This is a genomic window from Janthinobacterium sp. Mn2066 (genome assembly GCF_049319705.1).
Lineage (GTDB): Bacteria > Pseudomonadota > Gammaproteobacteria > Burkholderiales > Burkholderiaceae_D > Janthinobacterium.
This window is the reverse complement of sequence record NZ_JBMOUF010000007.1, coordinates 130864-151914: the sequence shown is the minus strand read 5'-3', so window position 1 is coordinate 151914 and position 21051 is coordinate 130864. Positions and strand designations below refer to the sequence as shown.

General features: G+C 59.1%; 8 protein-coding genes. 6 read left to right on the top strand and 2 right to left on the bottom strand.

Annotated elements, in window-relative coordinates; all coding sequences use genetic code 11:
- Positions 1-490: 490 nt before the first annotated feature.
- From ACL9RI_RS15140 to ACL9RI_RS15125, 4 genes are all read left to right on the top strand, one after another.
- Positions 491-3283, top strand: a complete 2793-nt coding sequence (locus tag ACL9RI_RS15140) for a TonB-dependent receptor (protein WP_422727348.1) — start codon at positions 491-493, stop codon at positions 3281-3283.
- 323 nt (positions 3284-3606) lie between these two features.
- Positions 3607-6276 carry a TonB-dependent receptor gene (locus tag ACL9RI_RS15135; protein WP_422727347.1) on the top strand — a complete coding sequence of 890 codons (2670 nt, stop codon included), beginning with the start codon at positions 3607-3609 and terminating at the stop codon, positions 6274-6276.
- 457 nt (positions 6277-6733) lie between these two features.
- Entirely contained in the window at positions 6734-9295 is a 2562-nt protein-coding gene (locus tag ACL9RI_RS15130; protein ID WP_422727346.1) for a TonB-dependent receptor, read from the top strand.
- Positions 9296-9781: 486 nt separating this feature from the next.
- On the top strand, positions 9782-12331 hold the full coding sequence (locus ACL9RI_RS15125) for a TonB-dependent receptor (protein WP_422727345.1): 2550 nt from the start codon (positions 9782-9784) through the stop codon (positions 12329-12331).
- A gap of 67 nt (positions 12332-12398) precedes the next feature.
- Here ACL9RI_RS15125 and ACL9RI_RS15120 read toward each other — a convergent pair whose 3' ends face one another.
- Positions 12399-13367: an IS1595 family transposase gene (locus ACL9RI_RS15120; protein ID WP_422727344.1), complete on the bottom strand. Its 969-nt coding sequence runs from the start codon at positions 13365-13367 to the stop codon at positions 12399-12401.
- 103 nt (positions 13368-13470) lie between these two features.
- Positions 13471-14535, bottom strand: a complete 1065-nt coding sequence (gene aroG, locus ACL9RI_RS15115; protein WP_422727343.1) for a 3-deoxy-7-phosphoheptulonate synthase AroG — start codon at positions 14533-14535, stop codon at positions 13471-13473.
- 722 nt (positions 14536-15257) lie between these two features.
- Here aroG and ACL9RI_RS15110 point away from each other — a divergent pair.
- Both ACL9RI_RS15110 and ACL9RI_RS15105 read left to right on the top strand, forming a co-directional pair.
- Positions 15258-17918 (top strand): TonB-dependent receptor, encoded by a 2661-nt coding sequence (locus ACL9RI_RS15110; RefSeq protein ID WP_422727342.1) that lies wholly within the window; start codon positions 15258-15260, stop codon positions 17916-17918.
- Between the two features lie 202 nt (positions 17919-18120).
- Positions 18121-20997: a TonB-dependent receptor gene (locus tag ACL9RI_RS15105; RefSeq protein WP_422727341.1), complete on the top strand. Its 2877-nt coding sequence runs from the start codon at positions 18121-18123 to the stop codon at positions 20995-20997.
- Positions 20998-21051: the final 54 nt, after the last annotated feature.

Genomic DNA, 21051 nt, shown 5'->3' with positions numbered 1-21051 from the left:
CAGCTCGACAAGCCCGGTGTCCTGACTGCCTGAAAAACGCGTAACGATAACGCATATTTTGCTCGCCGGGCGAAAAGAGCAGCCTCTTCAGGCCAGTGGCGTCGCGGCGCGCTTCATCGCGATATCAATTTGCTGCGTCGCAATAGTGCGGCATTTTTTCCCCGCTGCCGCGTATTGGTAAAAACCCTTACACGCCAGAAGGGGAATCTTTTTGTCATCGACGAAGAATGCGAATATTGCATCGCAACATAAAAATATTTTCATTTATGACAATGGTCAAATGTTACAAATTTGAGTGTTGTTTTCTACATGAATTGACATAGTTGCTCGTTGACAGCACTTCTCGCCAAGTGGTCTTATGAAAAAGCGGCAACCAAAAAGACGCCGTTTTTTTCCATAGTGATTGCCGACGCAGCAATCGTCTTTCATACAAGCAGTGATGGCCGCATCGCGGGTAATCACGCTCACTTCGGGGTTTTTGAGAATGATGATGGAAACAGTAATATCGCGCTCCGTACGCCTGATTTTTTCAGGCAGCATTGCAGCGCTCAGTCTGGGTTTGATGGCAGCACCGGCCATGGCGCAAGACGCCAATGTCCAGCGCGTGGAAATTACCGGCTCGAGCATCAAGCGGGCCACGGCGGAAACCGCGTCACCGGTGCAGGTGATCAGCCGCGACGATTTGATGAAATCCGGCAAGGCTACCGTCGCCGAATACCTGCAAACGCTCACGGCCGATGGCGCCGGCTCCCTGCCGACCGGTTTCGGTAACGGCTTTGCCGCTGGCTCGACCGCCATTTCGCTGCGCGGCCTGGGCGCCACCTCGACCCTGGTACTGCTGAACGGCCGCCGCATGGCGCCTTTCGCCCGTGCCGACGATGGCCAGAAAAGCTTCACCGACCTCTCTACCGTGCCGATGCAGATCGTCGAGCGTATCGAGATCCTGAAAGACGGCGCCTCGTCCACCTATGGCGCCGACGCCATCGCGGGCGTGGTCAACATCATCCTGCGCAAGGACTTCGAAGGCCTGACCTTGAAAGCCGACACCGGTATTTCCGGTTATAGCGACGACAAGCAGCATCGCGCTTCGCTGACCTTCGGCAAGGGCAACCTGGACGAAGACAAATTCAACTTTGTGATCAACGCCGAATACACCAAGTCGGACATGTTGATGAACAAGGACCGCTCCGACCGCAAATGGATCGGCAAGGCCGACCTGCGTCCGTATGGCTACCCGATCGGCACGCAGTTCGCCGGCGGCTACATCAATGGCAACAACGATGCCAATGCCGCGCCGACCGGCCTGATCCGCGATCCGAATACGCTCAACTACGTGTCGCTGCCAGGCTGCTCCACCTTGTCGGTTTCCTCGCCGCAAGACCCGAAAGGCGGCTGCCTGTGGCACCATGACCAGTTCCGTTCGATGCAACCGAGCATAGAGTCGGTCAATCTGTACACGCGCGGCACCTGGCAAGTCAATTCCGACACCCAGGTCTATGCGGAAGCAGGCTACTCGAAGCGCAATACGGCATTTACGCTGATCCCGCCATCGATCACGCCGACCATCGCCTTCCCGCCGAATGCCGCCAATCCTAACGGCGTGATCAACTACGGTTCCGGCGCCGGCACCACCATCGTGCTGGCCGCGAACCACCCGCAAAATCCGTACGGCGTACCGGTGCGCGTGCGCTACCAGGCATTCGACGTCGGCCCAAGCACGCGCCAGGCCAACAACGAATTCAACCGTATCGTGCTGGGCGTCAAAGGATCGGCCATGGGCTGGGACTACGATGCAGGCTACACGCATTCGGAATCGAAGCTGCACCTCGATTACAGCAATATGCTGAACATGAACGTCGTCAAAGATGCGCTGGGCAATCCGAATAGCAAGTACTTCCCCTACTATATCGGCGCGCAGGCAGGCAAGAATCCCGCCTCGCTGTACGCGGCGATGGTGACGAACGCCACGTCCGACTCCACCACCAAACTCGACATCGTCGACTTCAAGGCCTCGCGTGAACTGATGCAATTGCCGGGCGGCGCGCTGGGCCTGGCAGTGGGGGCGGAACACCGCCGCGACAAGCTGGACAATCCTTCCCTGTCCGGCACCGAAAACGGTTCGATCAACTCCAGCTATGTGGCAGCCAAGGGCGACAGCAAGGTCTCGGCCGTCTTCGTCGAAGTGCTGGCGCCGGTGATCAAGACGGTCGAACTGTCGGGCGCACTGCGTTACGACAAATATGACCGTTTCTCGTCGACCACGCCGAAGCTGGGCGCCAAGTGGACCCCGCTGAAAACCTTTGCACTGCGCGGCACCTACTCGGAAGGCTTCCGTGCGCCAGGCCCGGCTGAAAGCAATGCCGACTCGCAATCGACGGGCACCTCGACCGTGCGCGATCCGATCCGCTGCCCGAACGGCACGCCACTGGCTGGCGCCACGCTGACCGACTGCGCGATCCAGGTCGCGGCCGTGAAGATCGGCGATCCTAACCTGCAGCCGGAAAAATCGAAAGGCTACACGCTGGGCCTGGTATGGGATCCGTTCAACGATACCAGCCTGTCGCTCGATGGCTGGAAGATCAAGCGCAGCAACGAGATCAACCCGCTGCCGTACAACGAAGCAGCCGCCCTGCCGACCGCTATCCGCGCCGACAACAACCTGACCATCAATGGCGTGGTGGTGCCGAACACGGGTACCCTGCTGATCACCAAGGCGCCCTACCGCAATTCCAGCTTCACGGAAGTCAAGGGGATCGACCTGGACGTCAAGCAGCGCGTGCGCCTGGGCGACTACGGCCGCGCCACGTTCGGCCTGACCTGGAGCCACGTCGCTTCGTGGGTACGCGCCGAGTCCGCTACGGTGCAATACCAGTTCGCCGGTACGCATGGCAATTGCGACACGTCCAACTGCGCCGGTACGCCGAAAGACAAGATCAACGTCACCGGTTCCTGGGACATCGGCAACTGGAATTTCAGCGGCGTGCTGAACTATCGCTCCGACATGAAAAACATCCTGTATGAAGGTGCAGGCTGTGCTTCCAAGCTGGCGAACGGCGCCGATGCACCGAACGGCTGCAAGATCGCTTCCTTCACCACGCTGGACCTGTCGACCCGCTGGAACGTCAGCAAGCAGCTGCAACTGTACGCGTCGATCAATAACGTGACCGACAAGATTGCACCGATCGACCCATTGACCTACGGCGGCATGAGCTACAACCCGATGGATGCCAGCGGCGCCATCGGCCGCTACTTCAAAGTGGGCGCCAGCTACAAGTTCTTCTAACTGGTTTCCAACGTTGCAGGACCAGGGCGGTGAGCAATCACCGCCTTTTTTTATGCCGCGGCGGTCCTGCGCAGTCCATGAAAGGTGAAAATAAAATAAGCATATTTGATAATCATTTATCCCAAATCATGCTAAATGTCGCTATTTGTTGTTTAACTGCACAATTCCCACACAGTTATTGACAAGATAATTTCCAATTTATTACATTTGAGAAATTGAAAAGATACAAACAATTAAATCCCGCTTTTCGATAGCTCGGACATGCCTGCCCGGATGGCCGTTCTTGCCCCTTTTAGCCAACTGCTTTACCAGGAGTCTTGAACATGCTTAGAGAAATACGCTTGTCCCGTTCCATTCGTTTGATCTGCGCCAGCGGGCTTGCCGCCGGTTTGCTCAGCCAGCCGGCACTGGCACAAGACAGCGGCGACAGCCCCGGCCTGCAAAGGGTCGAAGTCACCGGTTCATCGATCAAGCGCCTGGTTTCCGAAACGTCCACCCCGCTGTCCATCATCAAGGCGGAAGAATTCGCCAAGCAGGGCTTGACCACCGCGCAGGAAGTACTGAGCAAGATCCCTTCGAACTCGTCGAGCCTGGGTAGCGGCAACGCGGTCGGCGGCAATACCAGCGGCTTGCCCACGGGCGGCCAGGCCAGCGCCGATCTGCGCGGGCTGGGCGGCGACAAGACGCTGGTCCTGCTGAACGGCCGGCGCATCGCCAACCATCCGTATGACGGCGCCAGCGTCGACCTGAACATCATTCCCATCGCCGCACTCGACCGTATCGAAGTACTGCGCGACGGCGCCTCGGCCATCTATGGCACCGACGCCATCGGCGGCGTGATCAACTTTATTACCAAGCGCTCGATCAACGTCACCAACATCACGGCGGAAGTGGTGGCGCCCCAGCACCAGGGCGGCGGCGAGCACCGCGTGAATCTGTCGACCGGCTTCGGCAAGCTCGACGGCGATGGCTACAATATTTTCGGCGTCGTCGATTACCACAAGCAAAACGTGCTGACCTCGCAAGACCGCGATTTCTCCAAGACGGGCGTGATTCCCTCGCGCGGCTTGTCTGTCACCAGCGGCACCACTTTCCCGGGCAATTACTTTGATGCGGCGGCAAAGAACGGTGACGGCCTGGCCGGCAATCCGTATGCGGCCACCGGCTGCAACCCGCCACTGTCCGCGCCGGCCGCCAACGGCACTTGCCGCCAGGATTACACGCGCCAGATCGATGATTTGCCGGCACAGGAACAAGTCGCGTTCTTCGGCAAGGGCGCTTTCAAGGTCGGCGATGGCCATCTGGCCACCGTGGAATACTTGCATTCTGAAAACAAGGTCAAGGCACGCACGGCGCCGCCACCACAAACCGGCCTGGTACTGCCGATCAGCAGCAAATACTATCCGGGCAATAGCGGTGGCGTGCCGGCCCAGCCCGGCTTGTCGGGCCAGCCCTTGAGCGTCAACTGGCGCCCGGTCGAAGCGGGCCAGCGGCAAATCGATTCGGATGGCAAGGCGGACCGCCTGGTACTGGCGCTGGAAGGCGAAGTGGCGGGCTGGGATTACAAGACGGGCCTGAGCCATGCGGTCAGCAAGTCGTCCGAAAAATTTACCGGCGGCTACGTACAGGACGCTTCGTTTGCGGCCGGCGTATTGAATGGCATCCTGAACCCTTTCGGCCTGCAAGACGCGGCCGGCAAGGCTTACCTGGACAGCACGGCACTGCGCGGCGAAGTGCAGAACGCCAAGGTCATCACCACCGGTTTCGATATCAAGGGCAGCCGCGAGCTGACGCAACTGGCGGGCGGACCACTGGCCGTCGCCCTGGGCGCTGAACTGCGCCGCGAAAAAGCCGAATTCAATGTCAACCGCGATATCGCCGGCCAGGCGGCCAGTTCCGGCTTGTCCGGCTCGCTGTCGAAGAATGGCTCGCGCGATATCGAAGCGTTCTTCGGTGAAGTCAACCTGCCGTTGATCAAGGATCTGGAAGTGCAGCTGGCGGCCCGCTACGACCACTACAGCGACGTGGGCAGCACCACCAATCCGAAACTGGGGGTGCGCTACCAGGTCAGTCCCCAGTTGGTGCTGCGCGGGTCGGCCAGCACGGGTTTCCGCGCTCCCACCCTGTTTGAAAAAAATGCGCCACCGTCCAAGAACGACACCAACGATAGCTATAGCGATCCGGTCCTGTGCCCGGGCGGCGTGCCGCAACCGGGCTCCAACCCGCTGCGCGACTGCGATATCCAACAGTACAAGCTGCAAGGTGGCAACGAAAAGCTGAAACCGGAAAAATCCACCACCTTTGCCTTCGGCGTGGTGCTCGAGCCAAGCAGGGACCTCACGGTCGCCATCGATTACTGGAACATTCATTTGAAGGACAAGATTGCTGCCCTGCCCGAGCAATCCATCTTCGGCGACTACCAGCGCTACAAGGCCTTGTTCCTGCGTAATCCCGATGGCTCGCCGTATGCGATTCTCGACTTGAACGACAATCTGGGCGAGGTCAAGACGGACGGCATCGACATCAGCCTCAACTCGCGCCTGGGACGCAGCAGCTATGGCGATTTCAGCCTGTCGGTGGACGGCACCTGGACCCACAAATACGATTACCAGAACGAGCGCGGCGGCGAATTCATCCACAATGTGGGCCGCTATGCAGACAACAATCCGGTCTTCCGCTGGAAGCACACGGCGTCCCTCAACTGGCGCCTGGGCAGCTGGGGCGCGACCCTGTCGCAATCGTTCAAGTCCGGCTACACCGACCAGAACAACGTGGCCGCCCAGTACAAGCAGGACGTGCCGACCTATAGCTTGTTCAACCTGTCGGGCAGCTACAACTGGAAAGGCTACCAGCTGATCGCCGGCGTGAAGAACTTGTTTGACAAGCAACCACCATTCTCGAACCAGGGCACGCTGTTCCAAAAAGGCTATGACCCGCGCTACACCGATCCGATCGGGCGCGCCTACTACGTGCGCGGCAGCTACACGTTCTAAAGAGGAGTTTGCTGGAAATCGGATAGACAGGACCGGCAAGCAGTTGCCGGTCGCATGAGACGGCGCACATCAGCGATGGTGTGCGCCGTTTTATTTTACGCGTCTGAGCACGCCTGACAAGAGTCCACGATATTTTATTGCTGAAGGATTATAAAAAGAACAGTGTTTTGTTGCATTTCATCCAAAAGAAACCTCTGAAATTGACAATCGGAAGTGTGAATGTTCTGATGACGGCCGTTGAAAATTTTCCGAATTTTCGGCGGTCAATTTTAATTAGGGCAAATTAATGACTGCGTTACATCTTGTTACAAGATATTAATTGCTGAATTAATCATAAAAAGAGGAATTTTAGAGAATGGTTGAAAATGTAATCGCGCGGTCGCTGCGCATCATGTTTGCCGGCAGTCTGGCGTTAGGCATGCACGCGGCGTATGCGCAAGAAGCAACAGATGGTGTCATGCAACGCGTCGAAGTCACCGGTTCGAGCATCAAGCGCCTGTCCTCGGAAACAGCGCTGCCGATCACCTCGATCAAGGCAGATGATTTCGCCAAACAAGGTTTGACGACGGCACAGGAAGTCCTGGCCACTATTTCCATGAATCAAAGCTCGCAGGGCAGCAGCCAGTCCGTTGGCGCCGGCACCGGCGGCCAGTCCGTGGCCGACCTGCGCGGCATCGGCGGCGACAAGACCCTGGTCCTGCTGAATGGCCGGCGCATCGCCAGCCACCCATTCAACGGCTCTTCCGTTGACCTGAACATCATCCCCGTATCGGCCCTGGAACGCGTGGAAGTGCTGCGTGACGGCGCCTCCGCGATCTACGGCACCGACGCCATCGGCGGCGTCATCAACTTCATCACCAAGCGCTCCGTCAAGGGTGGCTCGGTCTCGGTGGAACATTACCAGCCAGAAAAATCGGGCGGCGGCGATGAATCGCGCCTGAACCTGTCGGGTGGCTACGGCGACCTGAACAAGGATGGCTTCAATGTCTTCGGCGTGGTCGACGTGCATCGCCAGGGAGCGCTGAACGCCAGCGATCGCGCCTTCTCGTCGACCGGCTACATTCCGGGCAAGGGCGTCAATAACCTGAGCAGCACCACGCCGAGCGCCAACTTCACGACCATCAATCAAGACAAGTCGAAAGTATTCTCGGGTAACCCGGCCTTTGCAGGCGGTTGCGCAGGCCAAAACCAGCGTCCCAACCCGGATGGCAGCTCGGTCTGCTCATTTGACGCGGCGCCTTACATCGAAAATATTCCAAAGACGAACCAGGAGTCCTTCCTGGGCAAAGCCAGCTTCAAGATCGACGAAGATCATCTGGCGACCCTGGAATACCTGCACGCACGCAGCACCAATGAGTCGCGCATCACGCCGCCGACGCTGACCCGTATCGGCCTGACCATCGACCCGACTTCGCCATACTATCCAGGCGGCAGCGCTGGCGTGCCCAACGTGCCAGGCCTGGCAGGCGAAGCCCTGAACCTGAGCTGGCGTCCGATGGACATGGGCCAGCGCGTCGGCTACGACACCAGCACCTCGGATCGCCTGGTGGCAGCGTCGGAAGGCGTCGTCGCAGGCTGGGACTACAACGTCGGCCTGAGTTTTTCCGTCAGCAAGGCCACCAGCGCCTTCGTCAATGGCTACCTGGGTGACAAGCGCATGATCGACGGCGTGGCCAGCGGCGTGCTGAACCCGTTTGGCCCGCAAAGCGCGGCCGGCCTGGACTACATGAAAAATTCGCTGCTGCAAGGCGAATACCTGAACGCGAAGATGACCAACACGGGAGTTGACGCCAAGATCAGCCGTGAAATCTATGACTTGCCGGCAGGCGCCGTCGGGTTTGCCGTCGGCACCGAGTTCCGCAATGAAAAGGCCGAGTACAACATCAATACGGCACTCGCTTCGCAAGCCTCGAGCTCCGGCTATGCCGAGGCAAAAGACCAGTCGGGCAGCCGCAATATCGGCGCCATCTTCTCGGAACTGAGCGTCCCCATCCTGAAGAGCCTGGAACTGTCGCTGGCAGCCCGCTACGACCATTACAACGATGTCGGCGGCAGCTTCAATCCGAAAATCGGCCTGCGCTGGCAGCCGACCAGCCAGGTATTGTTCCGCGGCTCGTACAACACGGGTTTCCGCGCACCGACCTTGTACGACCTGCACGGTCCGATGAGCAAAACCTTCACGGCCGGCAAGTACAACGACCCGCGCCTGTGCCCGGGTGGCATACCTGTGCCTGGCGCCGACAAGAATACCGCCTGCTCCACGCAACAATATATCCGCACGGGCGGCAATCCGGATATCAAGCCTGAAAAATCGAAAACCTTCAGCGCCGGTGTCGTCATCGAACCGGTCAAATCCGTGACGGTATCGGTCGACTACTTCCAGATCCGCCTGCGCGACAAGATCGGCACCGTGGCGGAACAGACCCTGTTCGGCGACTATGACAAGTACAAGAACAACTTCGTGTACTCGGCCGATGGCAGAAGCCTGGACTACGTGGTGGCCAACCTGGATAACCTGGGCGAGATGCACACGGCCGGTGTCGACCTGGGCTTGAACTGGAGACTGCCACGCAGCGAGTATGGCAACTTCACCTTTGCGTTTGACGGCACCTGGGTACAGAAGTATGAGTACCAGAATGAGCGCAATGGCGCCTACGTGCAGAACGTGGGCGTGTATGCCGACAATGGTCCGGTATTCCGCTGGAGACACAATGCATCGCTGCAATGGAACCTGGGCAAGTGGAACGCCACCCTGGCGAACAAATACATGAGCGGCTACCAGGACATGAACGATGTCGATGACCAGTTCGTACAAAAGGTCAAACCGTATTCGGTCTGGTCGCTGTCGGGCATGTATGCGGGCTTCAAGAATACCGAAGTCACCGTCGGCGTGAAGAACTTGCTGAACGAAAACCCACCGTTCACCAATCAGTACAACACCTTCCAGACCGGCTACGATCCGCGCTTTGCCGATCCGCTGGGCCGTACTTTCTACGTGCGCGCCACCTACAAGTTCTAAGCTGAGCTCAGCTGAAAACCAAGAAGCCCGGAAAGCTGCAACAGCTTTCCGGGCTTTTTTTATGGCACGGCGAAGTACGTTTTTTTCTGCGGCGCAGGCCAGCCATGGTCTGCGCCGTTTTATTTTACGCGACTAATAACAAATCAAAACACCACACAGCATTTTATGACTCAAGGATTATAAAAATTACAGTGTTTTGTTACTTTTTTTCCAAAAAAAGGACGAAAAATTGACAATTACATGCATGAATGTTGTCATGAGTGCTCAAAAAATTTGCCAAACATTCACTGGTCAATATAAAAAGAAGCAAAATTATAATTATCAAATTACCAGTTTCATCAAGACAATTGCAGCATTTGTCAATAAAATAAGGAATTAAAAATGATGATTGAAAATGTAATAGCGCGGTCTTTGCGCCTCATGTTTGCCACGAGCATGGCATTGGGGATGCATGCCGCCTATGCACAGGAGACAAGCGATAACACCATGCAACGGGTCGAGGTCACCGGATCGAGCATCAAGCGCCTGGCGTCGGAAACGGCGCTGCCGATCACCTCGATCAAGGCGGACGATTTCGCCAAGCAAGGTTTGACGACGGCGCAAGAAGTGCTGTCGACGATTTCCATGAATCAAAGCACCCAAAGCAGCTCGCAGTCGGTCGGTTCGGGGACGGGCGGCCAGTCGGTGGCGGACTTGCGCGGCATCGGCGGCGACAAGACCCTGGTGCTGCTCAATGGCCGGCGCATCGCCAGCCACCCGTTCAATGGCTCGTCCGTCGACCTGAACATCATTCCCATTTCCGCCCTGGAGCGTGTCGAAGTGCTGCGTGACGGCGCTTCCGCCATTTACGGCACGGACGCGATTGGCGGCGTGATCAATTTCATTACCAAGCGTTCCGTCAAGGGCGGCTCGGTGAGCGTGGAACATTACCAGCCACAGAAGTCGGGCGGTGGCGACGAGTCGCGCCTGAACCTGTCGGGTGGCTACGGCGACCTGAACAAGGATGGCTTCAATGTCTTCGGTGTCGTCGACGTGCATCGCCAATCTGCCTTGAGCGCGGCGAACCGTGCCTTCTCGGCCAGCGGCTACATTCCCGGCAAGGGCGTCGATAACCTGAGCGGCACCACCTTCCCGGCCAACTTCTACGATACCGGCAACGGCCTGGTCGGCAACCCGGCGTTCGCGTCCGGCTGCGTCGGTCCCAACCTGTACAAAAACACGTCGGGCAAGAACACCTGCGCCATGGATGTCACGCCCTTCATCGACGCGATTCCAAAAACCCAGCAGGAATCCTTCCTGGGCAAGGCAAGTTTCAAGCTGAACCAGGATCACCTGGCCACCATCGAATACCTGCATTCGCGCAGCACCAATCAAGCGCATATCTCGCCACCGCCGATGTCGAACATCGGCTTGCTGATGCCATCGAGCTCGCCTTACTATCCAGGCGGCAGCGGCGGCGTGCCGGCCGTCCCCGGCCTGTCCGGGCAAGATCTGGATATCAGCTGGCGTCCGGTGGCGTCGGGCCAGCGCAGCGGCTACGACACCAGCACTTCGGACCGCCTGGTACTGGCGGCCGAAGGCGTGCTCGGTGCGTGGGACTATAACGCCGGCCTCAGTTATTCCGTCAGCAAGGCCACCAGCGCCTTCACCGGCGGCTACCTGAACGACCAGCGCATCATCGACGGCATGGCCAATGGCATCTTGAATCCGTTTGGCGCCCAAAGCGCCGCCGGCGAAGCCTATCTGCAGGATTCCGTGCTGAAAGGCGAGTATCTGAGCGCCAAGATGACCAGCACGGCGCTGGACGCGAAAATCAGCCGTGAACTGTTCAACTTGCCTGCAGGCGCCGTCGGCTTCGCCGTCGGCAGCGAGTTCCGCAATGAAAAAGCAGAATACAACGTCAACCGGGACCTGGCCAGCCAGGCGTCGAGCTCCGGCTACGCCGATGCCCTGAGCCAGTCCGGCAGCCGTAATATCAGTGCCCTGTTTTCAGAGTTGAGCGTTCCTGTCGTGAAAGATCTGGAATTATCGCTGGCCGCGCGTTACGACCATTACAATGACGTGGGGGGCAGCTTCAACCCGAAAGTCGGCCTGCGCTGGCAGCCAACGAGCCAGGTCTTGCTGCGCAGCTCCTACAACACGGGTTTCCGCGCACCGACGCTGTATGACCTGCATGGTCCGCAAACCAAAACCTTTACGGCCAATAAGTACAACGATCCGCGCTTGTGCCCGGGCGGCGTGGCCATCCCTGGCGCCAACGACAACGTGGCATGCCGTGCACAGCAATATATCCGTTCGGGCGGCAATCCCGATGTCAAGCCGGAAAAATCAAAGACCTTCAGCGCCGGTATCGTGCTCGAACCGACCAAGTCGCTGACCATGTCGCTCGACTACTTCAATATCAAGCTGCGCGACAAGATCGGCACCGTGGCCGAACAGACCCTGTTCGACAACTACGACAAATACAAGAGCAGCTTCGTGTATTCAGCCGATGGCACCAAGCTGGAATACGTGCTGGCAACCCTGGACAACCTGGGCGAAATGCATACCTCGGGGCTGGACCTGGGCCTGAACTGGAAGCTGCCACGCAGCCAGTATGGCAACTTCACCTTTAACTTTGACGGTACCTGGGTGCAGAAGTATGAGTACCAGAACGAGCGCAATGGCGACTACGTGCAAAACGTGGGCGTGTACGGCGACAATGCACCGGTATTCCGCTGGAGACATAATGCATCTCTGCAATGGAACCTGAAAAACTGGAACGCCACCCTGTCGAACAAGTACATGAGCGGCTACCGCGACCAGAACTATGTCGATCCGGAATTCGAACAAAGCGTCAAGGCATACTCGGTCTGGTCGCTGTCGGGCGCATATGCGGGTTTCCGGAACACGGAAGTGACGGTCGGCGTGAAGAACCTGCTGAACCAGGATCCACCGTTCAGTAACCAGATCGGTACCTTCCAGACCGGCTACGATCCGCGCTTTACGGATCCGCTAGGCCGCACTTTCTACGTGCGCGCTACCTACAAGTTTTAAACTGAGGCAAGTTTACAACCAAAAAGGCCCAGGAAGCTGACTCAGCTTTCCGGGCTTTTTTCATAGGCTATGTCACCGTCAGATGTGGGAACTCTCCCAAGGTTGCCTTCAATAATGTTTCAGCGGACAGGATGCGCCTGGCGTCGAGTATCCAGCGCCAACCCAGGTAATTGGACAGATAACGTGTCGCCACGCCATGAAACATGCTCAGCCATCCGCGCAAGCGGCTGTGATAAGCGTTCACGTTCTGTACGTGGACCGCGCCGCGCACGCGGATGCCGGCACGCAAGTTGACGGCTTGATGGCTGATGCCCTTTTCCCGGGCAAACGCGGCATACGCCGCATGGCCATCGGTCACCAGCAGGATGTCGCGGTCGATCACGGGCGGCAAGCAAGTCAGGAGTTGCTGCTTCGTGATGGGCCCCTTGCCAGTAACGAAATCGATGGTTTGCCCGGTGCGGTCGCGCGCTACCAGGATACAGACCTGTTCGCTGGAAATGCCGCGTTGCCGGCCAGATCCACCACGCCGGCGTGCCGGACGCCGCAAATGCCGCGCCCCTTTTTCCGATTCCAGCAGATACAGCGCATCGGCCTCGGTGATGCCATGCAGGCAGCGCGGGCGGTCGGTTTTCGCCAGCGATAAAAAACGGTGGCGCCAGCGAAAACTGGTATTGCGATGGATGCCCAGTTGCTGGGCAGCCTTGCGTACGGAATCCGAGTTCAGCAAGCAATTCGCGTAGTCCAGCCACAGGACTTTATGCCGGAGATGCGCCAAGGGCGTGCCCGTCAGCGCATTGAATGTTTTGCCGCAAGGAACGCAGCGATAACGCTGCAGATCGTTGGCGCGGCCGTGCCGGTGCAAATGCCGAGAGTGGCACGCCGGACAACATAGGCGTGCCTGGGCCGTGCGCTCGATCAGCGCGACAGCCGCTCGCTGGGGCGGCGTGCCGCTCAGCATTTCTACGCTGCCCAGGCGTTGGCGCCGAGACAGCATGGCGAACTGCATGAAGAACGCCTGCCATTGAACCTGTTGCATGGCCATCTCCCTGTTTGGCTGGTCTGATCAGTCAGACCTCAGCTTTGCAGACAGGTTCCCCTATTTAATGAGGACAGAGCCTTTTCATAGGCCAAGGCAGCGTCTATTCCTGGTCGCCCTGCAGGCGGCGCTGCCGCACCGCGGCGGCCAGGTTTTCCAGCACGGCCACGCTGGCGCTCCAGTCGATGCAGCCATCGGTGACAGACTGGCCATACACGAGTTCCTTGCCCGGCACCAAGTCCTGGCGGCCCGCCACCAGATGCGATTCGACCATCACGCCCACGATGCGCTCATCGCCCGCCGCCACCTGGGCAGCGATATCGGCGCAGACGGGAATCTGGTTTTCCGGCTTTTTCGAGCTGTTCGCATGCGAGGCGTCGATCATCAGGCGCGACGCCAGCCCCTGCGCCGCGATGGCCTTGCAGGCTTCGTCGACACTGGCTGCGTCATAGTTCGGTGTCTTACCGCCGCGCAAGATGATATGGCAATCTTCATTGCCGTTGGTCGAGACGATGGCCGAATGGCCCCCCTTGGTGACGGACAGGAAATGGTGCGGCTGCGAGGCGGCCTTGATGGCTTCCACGGCGATCTTGACGTTGCCGTCCGTGCCATTCTTGAAGCCGACCGGACACGACAGTCCCGAGGCCAGCTCGCGGTGCACCTGCGATTCGGTGGTGCGTGCGCCGATCGCGCCCCAGCTGATCAGGTCGGCGATGTATTGCGGACTGATCACATCGAGAAACTCGGTGCCGGCAGGCAAGCCCAGCTCATTGATGTCGCGCAACAATTCACGGGCCATGCGCAAGCCATCGTTGATGCGGAAACTGTTGTCCATGTAAGGATCATTGATCAAGCCCTTCCAGCCCACCGTGGTGCGCGGCTTTTCGAAGTAGACGCGCATGACGATTTCCAGTTCGCCGGCAAAGCGCGCGCGCTCCTTGACCAGCAGGCGCGCATATTCCATGGCGGCCTTGGTGTCGTGGATGGAACAGGGGCCGATGACGACCATCAGGCGGTCGTCCTGGCCGTGCAGGATACGGTGCAAGGCAACGCGCGATGCGGCAGCAGTCTGCGCAGCCAGCTCCGAACAGGCAAATTCGCGGATCAGGTGGGATGGCGGAGTCAATTCCTTCATTTCGCGAATACGCAAATCATCGGTGCGGGGCATCATTTTCTCCAAAAATTTGAACAGAGGTAAAACCGTGGGGTAAAAAAAAACCGCCATCGGTGGCGGTTTTTTAGAATTTGCTGGGATCTCGTTTTTGCTGCTACGTGAACCGTCCGCTACTCCACCGCCTTTGGGTTGGAATTGCTAAAGTAAAAGTAGGCGGTAAAAAAGCGAGCGAACATGCGAGTTATCCAGTGAGTGTTAATTGACTATAACGCCAAATTGGAACGCTTGGCAAGCATATTTGTGCGCGCGAGGTAGTGCAACACGCTTGCATCGTGTACACTTTGCCATCGGATGTGGTTTTTTTTCCTCCGTCATCAGCCTGTCACTACATAACTTTACAATTGAAAAGTAAGCTATCTCCATCCTGCCTGGCATAGCGTTTCCTCACAAACGTTTCAATTTGTAAGCGACCTTGTCGCCCACCTTCCATACCCCATCACCAGCATCCATGCGGCCCCAGGCAATTAGCCTGGACACACGGGCAACCCAGTCCCTCTGCGATGCATCAATTCGTCTTTACATCTGTGATTAATCATTACTGTTGGTTATTTTCACACTTGTCTTTTTGGTTCTTGACCCTGCTACCGGCAAGGTGATTTGATGAATACGTCTCCTGCATAAAAAAACAGCGAGGCACCTCTGTTACAGGCGTAAGGCCACCCCCTTGCTTGTAGACAAACACAAATCACAAAAAATTATTGATCAGGAGTTTTGCCATGATGATAGAAAAATTGCTGTCGCGGTCGCTGCGCCTCATCTGCGCCAGCGGCCTGCTGTTCGGCATGCACGCGGCGGGCGCGCAGAGCATAACGGACAACAGCACCGATGACTCGGCCAGCATTCAGCGCGTGGAAGTAACCGGTTCGAGCATCAAACGCCTGTCGTCGCAGACGGCACTGCCGATCACCTCGATCAAGGCGGACGACTTCATCAAGCAAGGCTTGACGACGGCGCAAGACGTAATGAACACCATCCCGATGAACCAAAGCTCGCAAGGCAGCAGCCAGTCCGTCGGCCTGGGTACCGGTGGCCAGTCGACCGCCGACCTGCGCGGCATCGGCGCCGACAAGACCCTGGTCCTGCTGAACGGCCGCCGCATCGCCAGCCACCCGTTCAACGGCTCTTCCGTTGACTTGAACATCATCCCGCTGTCGGCCCTGGACCGCGTGGAGATCCTGCGTGACGGCGCATCGGCCATCTACGGCACCGACGCCATCGGCGGCGTGATCAACTTCATCACCAAGCGCTCCGTGCAAGGCGCCACCGTCAGCGTCGAAGGCTTTAGCCCGACCAAGAGCGGCGGCGGCGAAGAATCGCGCGTCAACATTTCGGGCGGTTATGGCGATCTGAACAAGGACGGCTTCAATGTCTTCGGCGTGGCGGACGTGCACAAGCAATCGGCGCTGTCGGCCACCTCGCGCGGCTTCTCCGATACCAGCCTGATCCCAGGCAAGGGCGTCGACCGCACCAGTGGCACCTCGCAACCGGCCAACTTCTTTGCCGACAACGGCTTGACCGGCAACCCTTACTACGCTACCGGCTGCCAAGGCCCGGGCCTGGTCGCCAACAGCAAGACCGGCACCTGCCGTACCGACACCACCACGTTCATCGACGATATCCCGAAAACGCAGCAGGAATCGTATCTGGGCAAGGCAACCTTCAAGATTAACGAAGACAACACGGCCAGCGTGGAATACCTGCATGCGCGCAGCAGCACGCTGTCGAGCATCGCGCCATCGCCACTGATCGGTATCTCGATGCCGTCGAGCAGCCCTTACTATCCAGGCAATGGCATTGTGCCTGGCGTGGCAGGCTTGAATGGCAGCGACCTGACCCTGAACTGGCGTACCGTCGCAGCCGGCAAGCGCGAAGGCTACGACACCAGCACCTCGGACCGCCTGGTCCTGTCGTCCGAAGGCCTGGTTGCAGGCTGGGACTATGATGTCGGCTTCAACTACTCGATCAGCAAGGCTGCCAGCGCCTTCGTCAATGGCTATACCAATGACAGCCAGATCATGCAAGGCGTGGCCAATGGCATCCTGAACCCGTTCGGCGACCAGTCCGCCGCCGGTACCGCGTATATCGATGCAGCCCAGCTGCATGGCCAATACCTGGGCGCCAAAATGACCAGCGCCGGCGTCGATGCAAAAATCAGCCGCGATATCTATCAGTTGCCTGCAGGTGCAGTCGGCTTCGCGCTGGGCACCGAGTTCCGCCACGACAAGGCTACCTACGATGTGAACACGGCCCTGGCTTCGCAAGCGCAAAGCTCCGGTTATGCCGATGCACAAAACCAGTCCGGCCAACGCAATATCGCCGCCCTGTTCTCGGAACTGAGCGTGCCTCTGCGCAAGGACCTGGATCTGTCGCTGGCAGCGCGTTACGACCACTACAATGACGTCGGCAACACCTTCAATCCAAAAGTGGGCTTCCGCTGGCAGCCGACCAAGCAAGTGCTGTTCCGCACGTCGTACAACACGGGCTTCCGCGCCCCGACCCTGTATGACCTGCACGGCCCAGCCACCACCACCTTCACCGGCAACGCGTATGACGATCCGAAACTGTGCCCAGGCGGCACGGCCATTCCGGGCGCCAACGCCAACGTGGTCTGCAACCAGCAGCAAAATATCCGCAGCGGTGGCAACATCAATCTGAAGCCTGAAAAATCGAAGACCTTCTCGCTGGGCATGGTGCTTGAGCCTATCAACTCCGTGACCGTCTCCTTCGATTACTTCAACATCAAGATCCGCGACAAGATCGGTACCGTGGCAGAGCAAACGCTGTTCGGCGACTACGCCAAGTACCAGCAGGACTTCGTGTATTCGGCCGATGGCAAGACGCTGGAATATGTCAACGCCAACCTGACCAACCTGGGTGAAGTGCACACCTCGGGCGTCGATACCAGCCTGACCTGGAGACTGCCACACAGCAACACCTATGGCGACTTCGGCGTGCAGTTCGACGGCACCTGGGTACACAACTATGAATACCAGAACGAAGCTGGCGGCGCGTACATCCAGAACGTCGGCGTGTATGCTGACAACAATCCGGTATTCCGCTGGAAGCACAATGCATCGCTGAACTGGTCGCAGGGCAAATGGGGTGCCAGCCTGTCGAACCAATTCATGAGCGGTTATCAAGACCAGAATCTGGTCAGCGCACAATACCAGCAACACGTGAAAGCCTATTCCACGTTCTCGCTGTCGGGTTCGTACAAGGGCTTCCACAATACCGACATCAGCGTCGGCGTGAAAAACCTGTTTGACACCAACCCGCCATTCAGTAACCAGGGTACGGTATTCCAGACCGGCTACGATCCACGCTACACGGATCCGCTGGGCCGCACGCTGTACGTGAAAGCCAGCTACAAGTTCTAAGCTGCGCAACTCAAGCTCGATGAGTAAAGGCCAGAAAAGTTCATACTTTTCTGGCCTTTTTTTAACTGTCGCGCACCATCCACAAACGTGAATAAAACATCCGCAAATCGTGCACAACTGATGCAGATCGAATCTGGCGGCAGGCGCCCCGGCAACACTGGACGTTCAGGCAAACACCTGCACATCCAACCGGGAGAACAGCATGTCACGACATTGCAAGACACGATCACCTTCATTCCCCACCCCAGCCAGCGCCATCGTCTTCGCGCCAGGCGCGGTTCTGCTGACGATGCTCGGCCTGCCCGCATCGGCGCAAGCACAAGACGGCGCCACGGGCGCACCGATCGCCCGCGTGGAAATCACCGGTTCCAACATCCGCCGCGCGCAGGCTGAAACGGCATCGGCCGTGCAGACACTGAGCGCCGCCGACATCGAAAAATCCGGTAAATCGAGCGTGGCCGAACTGCTGCAGACGCTGGCCGTCGACAACCAGGGTTCCGTCCCCACCACCTTCGGCAATGGCTTCGCGGCCGGCGCCTCGGGCATTTCGCTGCGCGGCCTGGGCACCGCCTCGACGCTGGTGCTGCTCAATGGCCGCCGGGTGGCGCCGTACGGCCTGGCCGACGATGGCCAAAAGGTCTTTGCCGACCTGAACATCATTCCCCTCGACGCCGTCGAAAGGGTGGAAATCCTCAAGGATGGCGCCTCGGCCATCTATGGCTCCGATGCGATTGCCGGCGTGGTCAACGTGATCCTGCGGCGCGACTTCCAGGGCACCACGCTCAAAGGCAATTACGGCAAGACCAAGGATTGGGATGGCCGCGATGCGCACGCGGCCATCATGCATGGTTTCGGCGATATCGACGCCGACCGCTACAACGTGCTGCTCAACCTCGAATACAGCGAAAAGGCGCCGATCTGGAACCGCGACCGGGCCGGACGCGGCGCCGTCGGCCGCAGCGACTTGCGCGACCTGGGCTTCAGCGCGCAGCAGGCGCTGGGCGGCACGGGCGCCATCACCACCAACAATGCGGCCGGCAGCGCCATCAACGGCAATGTGCGCAACCCCGACACGCTCGATTACTACAACCGCGGCAACCTGGCTGGCGTGGGTTTTACGCGCAGCTTCCCGGCCGCAGCCTGCAGCAACTTCACCACGCATCCGCAAGGCGATCCGGGCGGCGGCTGTTTGATTGATGCCGCGCAACAATACGGGCAAATCCAGCCCCAACAGAAAAACGTGAACTTCTTCGGCCGCGGCGCCTGGCAACTGAACTCCGAGCTGCAGACGTATGCCGAGGTCAACCTGTATCACAGCGAATCGACTTCGCAAACGACGCCATCGACCGTCAGCGGCTCGGTCGGCTATCCTGGCGGGCCCGTCAGCAATGCGGGCGTGTCGCTGGGCGCCACCCATCCGGACAACCCTTATTTTGGCACCGACGCCCGCCTGCGCTACCTGGCCGGCGACGTGGGGCCGCGCGTCTCGAACATCGATTCCACCTTCCAGCGCTACGTGCTGGGCATCAAGGGCACGCTGGCCGGCTGGGATATCGACAGCGCCCTGCTGTACTCGCAAAACCGGGTCTCGAACGAGCAGAATGGCTACCTGCAGCGCGACGTGGCCTTCGCCCTGCTCAACCCCAGCGCCGCCAACGTGGCAGCCGCCAGCCTGAACCCCGCGTATGCCGCCCTGCCTGCAGGCAGCCTGTGGCGCATCGCGGAAAATGCCGGCCTCAATTCACCGGCCCTGTATGCGGCACTGTCGCCCACCCTCTCCAACGATGCCAGGACGCATATCGCGCAAATCGATTTCAAGGCCAGCCGCGAAGTCGGCAAGCTGAACGGCGGTGCGCTGGGCGTTGCCGTGGGGGCGGAGTTCCGTCATGAAGCCACGGAGTTGCAACCGACCACGGGCACGGAACGGGGTAACATCATCGGCCTGGGCTATTCGGCCTACAAAGGCAGCCGCAACGCCTCGGCCCTCTATGCCGAGGTGCTGGCGCCGGTACTCAAGCAAGTCGAATTGTCCGGCGCCTTGCGCGCCGACCATTTCAGCGACGTGGGTAATTCCTACACGCCGAAAGCGGGCATCAAATGGACGCCGCTACGCGAGCTGGCCCTGCGCGGCACCTTCGCCAAAGGCTTTCGCGCCCCCAGCGCGGCAGAAAACGGCGTCGGCGGCCTGGCGGCGTTTTCCACCGCCACCGATCCCCTGCGCTGCGCGCTGGGCGTCGCCGCGGCCTGTAATCCCGCTTCGATCGCCATCATCACCTCGCCCAATCCGAACCTGTCGCCGGAACGCTCGCGCAGCTATTCGCTGGGCGCCATCTGGGACCCGCTGCCCCGCACCAGCCTCTCCGTTGATCTGTGGCAAATCCGCCGCAAGAATGAAATCAACCAGGAACAAACCGACACGGCAATTGCCGAAGGCCATGTGGCGCGCGACCCGTCCACCGCCACCGGCATACCGGGCGACCCGGGCGCCATCACGGCCGTGCTGGCCAACTATGTCAATTCGGCGCAAACGACGGTGCGCGGCATCGACGTGGACGGCCGCCAGCGCTTCGACCTGGGCCATGATTATGGCAGCCTGACCTTCGACGTGAAATGGACGCACTTGTACAAATGGCTGCGCACGGAGCAGGATGGCACGCAGCGTGATTTCGCGGGCACGCACGGCAATTGCGACGTGTCCAACTGCATGGGCACGCCGAACAACCGGGTCAACCTGGGCATCACCTGGGAGCGCCAGAACTGGCGCGTATCGACCAACGTCAACTACCGCGGCGCACTCGACAATGTGCTGTTCAAGAACGATCCCGATGGCTGCGCCACGCATTTCGCCGATGGCTCGGATGCACCGCGCGGCTGCCGCATCGCCTCGTTTACCAGCGTGGACCTGACGGCACGCTGGCTGGCCACGCCCAAGCTGGAAGCGTATGCATCGATCCAGAACCTGTTCGACAAGATCGCCCCGCTCGACCCGCTGACCTACGGCGCCACCAGCTACAACCCGCTCGACTATGCGGGCGCGGCAGGACGGTTCTTTAGCGCGGGATTGAAGTACAAGTTTTAAAGAAAGGAAAGTTGCCAGCCCACGGCGGACGCTGCGGGCTGGCCTTTCAAGTAA

Bases quoted from the DNA above. Each gene is read 5' to 3' on its own strand.
- ACL9RI_RS15135 (WP_422727347.1), top strand. From the start codon at position 3,607: ATGCTTAGAGAAATACGCTTGTCCCGTTCCATTCGTTTGATCTGCGCC.
- ACL9RI_RS15125 (WP_422727345.1), top strand. From the start codon at position 9,782: ATGCAACGGGTCGAGGTCACCGGATCGAGCATCAAGCGCCTGGCGTCG.
- ACL9RI_RS15110 (WP_422727342.1), top strand. From the start codon at position 15,258: ATGATGATAGAAAAATTGCTGTCGCGGTCGCTGCGCCTCATCTGCGCC.
- ACL9RI_RS15130 (WP_422727346.1), top strand. From the start codon at position 6,734: ATGCAACGCGTCGAAGTCACCGGTTCGAGCATCAAGCGCCTGTCCTCG.
- ACL9RI_RS15120 (WP_422727344.1), bottom strand. From the start codon at position 13,367: ATGCAACAGGTTCAATGGCAGGCGTTCTTCATGCAGTTCGCCATGCTG.
- aroG (WP_422727343.1), bottom strand. From the start codon at position 14,535: ATGCCCCGCACCGATGATTTGCGTATTCGCGAAATGAAGGAATTGACT.
- ACL9RI_RS15105 (WP_422727341.1), top strand. From the start codon at position 18,121: ATGTCACGACATTGCAAGACACGATCACCTTCATTCCCCACCCCAGCC.
- ACL9RI_RS15140 (WP_422727348.1), top strand. From the start codon at position 491: ATGGAAACAGTAATATCGCGCTCCGTACGCCTGATTTTTTCAGGCAGC.